Origin of the sequence: Curtobacterium sp. B18, from assembly GCF_000333375.1 — a bacterium.
Taxonomy (GTDB): Bacteria; Actinomycetota; Actinomycetes; order Actinomycetales; family Microbacteriaceae; genus Curtobacterium.
Map to the genome: position 1 here is coordinate 1 of NZ_BACZ01000625.1, position 2,808 is coordinate 2,808.

Sequence of the window (2,808 nt, forward strand, 5' to 3'; positions counted from 1 at the left end):
CGAGGCTCTCGGCCATCACCGGGTCCTCGGCCAGCTCCGGGAACTGTGCCCCGAGCTGGTCGACCACGGCGGCGAGCTGGTCCGTCGAGTACTGCATGGCACGACCACGCTACCCGAACGAGGACCGGACACGACGTCGACGGGCATGCCTGGGCGGGACTGCGGCAGCAGAGCAGAAGGCCCTGGTTCCGGAGAACCAGGGCCTTCTTCGTACTGTCTCAACACAGTGTCGGGGTGACAGGATTTGAACCTGCGACCTCCTCGTCCCGAACGAGGCGCGCTACCAAGCTGCGCCACACCCCGTGGTGTGGTCACTCCGTACCGGAGCAACCCGAGAAGTCTATCCGATGTTCGGGGGTGGTCGTGACCATCCGGCGAACTCCCGGGCGCGTCGTCCTCAGTCGGTGCGGGCGGTGAGGGTGACGACCACGGCTTCCGGACGGCACGCGAACCGGACGGGCGCGTAGATCGACGTCCCGATGCCGGCGGAGACCTCGAGCCACGACCAGTGCCCGCGGTGCTGCCACTTGTGCAGTCCGCTGACGTACCGGCGGGGGAGGTCGGAGTTGGTGACGAGCGCGCCGATGCCCGGCACCTGCACCTGTCCGCCGTGGGTGTGGCCCGCGAAGATCACGTCGGCGCCCTGGGTGACGAACGCGTCCAGCACCCGGCGGTACGGCGCGTGGGTGATGCCGATGGCCACGGGGGAGGGGCCGTCCTCGTCCTCGGACCAGGGCACGTCCCCGCGCATCTCGTCGACGTTCGTCGGCAACAGGTCGAGCCGATCCCAGTCGCGGTGCGCGTCGGAGGTGCCGAACAGCTCGAACCGCGAACCACGCAGTTCGACGGCGTGCGCGTGGTCGTTCACGTCGAGCCACCCGAGCGACTCGAAGAACGCCGTCTGACGATCGATGTCGAGTTCGACCGGTCGGCTGCCGTGGTGGTGGGCGCTCGGACCGGTGAAGTACTTGAACGGGTTGCGCGGCGTCGGTGCGTAGAAGTCGTTCGAGCCGTACGCGAACGCCCCGGGGACACCGCGGAAGGGCTCGAGCGCGTACTCCACCGCGGCGTTGGCCGTGGCGTGCCCGAGGTTGTCGCCGGTGTTCACGACGAAGTCCGGCTCGACGAGGCTCAGGTCGCGGAGCCACTGCTGCTTGTCGGCCTGCCAGGGCGCCATGTGGATGTCCGACAGGTGCAGGACCGTGACGTCGCGCGAGCCGGCCGGCAGCACCGGGACGGTCTCCCAGCGGATGCCGAACCGCCGTCGCTCGACGAGCGTGCCCCATGCCGCCGAGGCGGCACCGACGGCCGCGCCCGCTGCGGCGATGCCGAGCGCGGCGCGACCGCGGCTCACTTGCAGTCCTTGGGCGCCTTGCCGTTCTTGTCGCCGTACAGGGTCAGCGTCACCGCGGAGTCCTTGCTGGCCGCGGCGTGCACACCCGGGTCGACCGTCGCGACACGGCACTCCTTGTCACCGCCGCCCTTGACGTACTCCTTCGAGATCGTCACGTTGGTGAACCCCAGCTGGTTGAGCTTCGACCGGGCCGTGTCGAGCGGTGCACCGGCGATCGCCGGCATCACGATCTGCGAGCCGTCGGACGTGTACACGGTGACGCTCGAGCCGTTCGAGAGCAGCGAGTTGGCCGAGGGCGACGTGGAGGAGACGGTGCCGGCCTTCGCGGAGCCGGGCTGCGCGCCACCGTCCACGTAGGTGAACCCGGCGCCCGTGATCGCGGCCTTGGCCTCGGCAGCGGTCTTGCCGGTCACGTCGGGGACGGCCTTCGCGTTGCCGCGCAGGGCGGACGACGACGGGTCCGTGAAGGGGCCTGCCGGGTACAGGGCGTTCATCGGGGTCTGCGCCTGGCGCCAGACGCCCGCGCGGGCACTGGCGTAGGTGCCGTTGACACCGTTGCTGTAGTGCCGGAGGTTGTTCTTGCCACCGTCGGTGTTGCCCTGCCAGTAGGCCGTGGCGACCCGCGAGCTGGAACCGACGAGCCAGATCTGGTCGGCGTCGTCGGTGGTGCCCGTCTTGCCGAACAGCTGGGTGCCGTCGTAGGTCTGGGCGCCGACCGCGGTACCGCCGGAGATCGTGCCCTTCATCGCGTAGACGGCCGTCTGTGCGACGGAGGGCTCGAGCACCTGCTTGCAGGCCTTCGGCTGGCCGCCCAGGCTCTTGCCCTCGGCGTTGGTGACGTTGTCGATCGCGATGGGCTCGCAGAAGGTGCCGTTGTTGGCGACGCCGGCGTACGCGGCGGCCATCGTCAGCGGCGCGATGTTGTTCGTGCCGAGGATCGACGACGGGTACGAGTTGAGCTCGGTCTTGTCGTCGCCCGAGTGCACGCCGAGGTCCTCGGCGGTCTGCTTGATGTCGCAGAGGTCGAGCTTGGCAGCCATCGACGCGAACGCCGCGTTCACGGACAGGGCGGTGGCGCGGGCGACCGTGTAGTTGCCGTTCTCGCCCGCCGAGTCGTTCTTCGGGGCCCAGTTGCCGTAGGTGGGCTCACCACAGTGCTGCCACACGGAGGTGTTGTGCGGGGTGCCGTTCACGGTCTCGTTCAGGCCGTGGCCCGCCTTCAACCACTCGAGGAGCGTGAAGAGCTTGTACGTCGAGCCGACCTGGAAGCCGATGCCGCCGCCGTACTTCTTGTCGACGCTGTAGTTGATCGACGTCGACGTCGGCGGGGACTGCAGCGACTGGTCGTAGTCCTTGTTCTGCGCCATCGTCAGGATGCGGCCGGTGTTCACCTCGACCGAGTCGAGTGCGGCGCCGAGCTTGAAGTTCGTCTCGGCCTTGTGTCGTAGGTGTGA

At 68.9% G+C, this 2,808-nt stretch carries 2 protein-coding genes and 1 tRNA gene; all 3 read right to left on the bottom strand.

Features of this window, described 5'->3' with window-relative positions:
• Positions 1-229: 229 nt before the first annotated feature.
• Positions 230-303: transfer RNA gene (locus I5E_RS16900), tRNA-Pro, on the bottom strand.
• Between the two features lie 94 nt (positions 304-397).
• A complete protein-coding gene (locus I5E_RS16905) occupies positions 398-1,354 on the bottom strand; it encodes a metallophosphoesterase (RefSeq protein ID WP_022908026.1) in 957 nt (318 codons plus the stop codon).
• Positions 1,351-2,808: penicillin-binding transpeptidase domain-containing protein (locus I5E_RS16910; RefSeq protein WP_022908027.1), on the bottom strand; the 1,458-nt coding region annotated here is incomplete at its 5' end. The genes I5E_RS16910 and I5E_RS16905, both read right to left, overlap by 4 nt.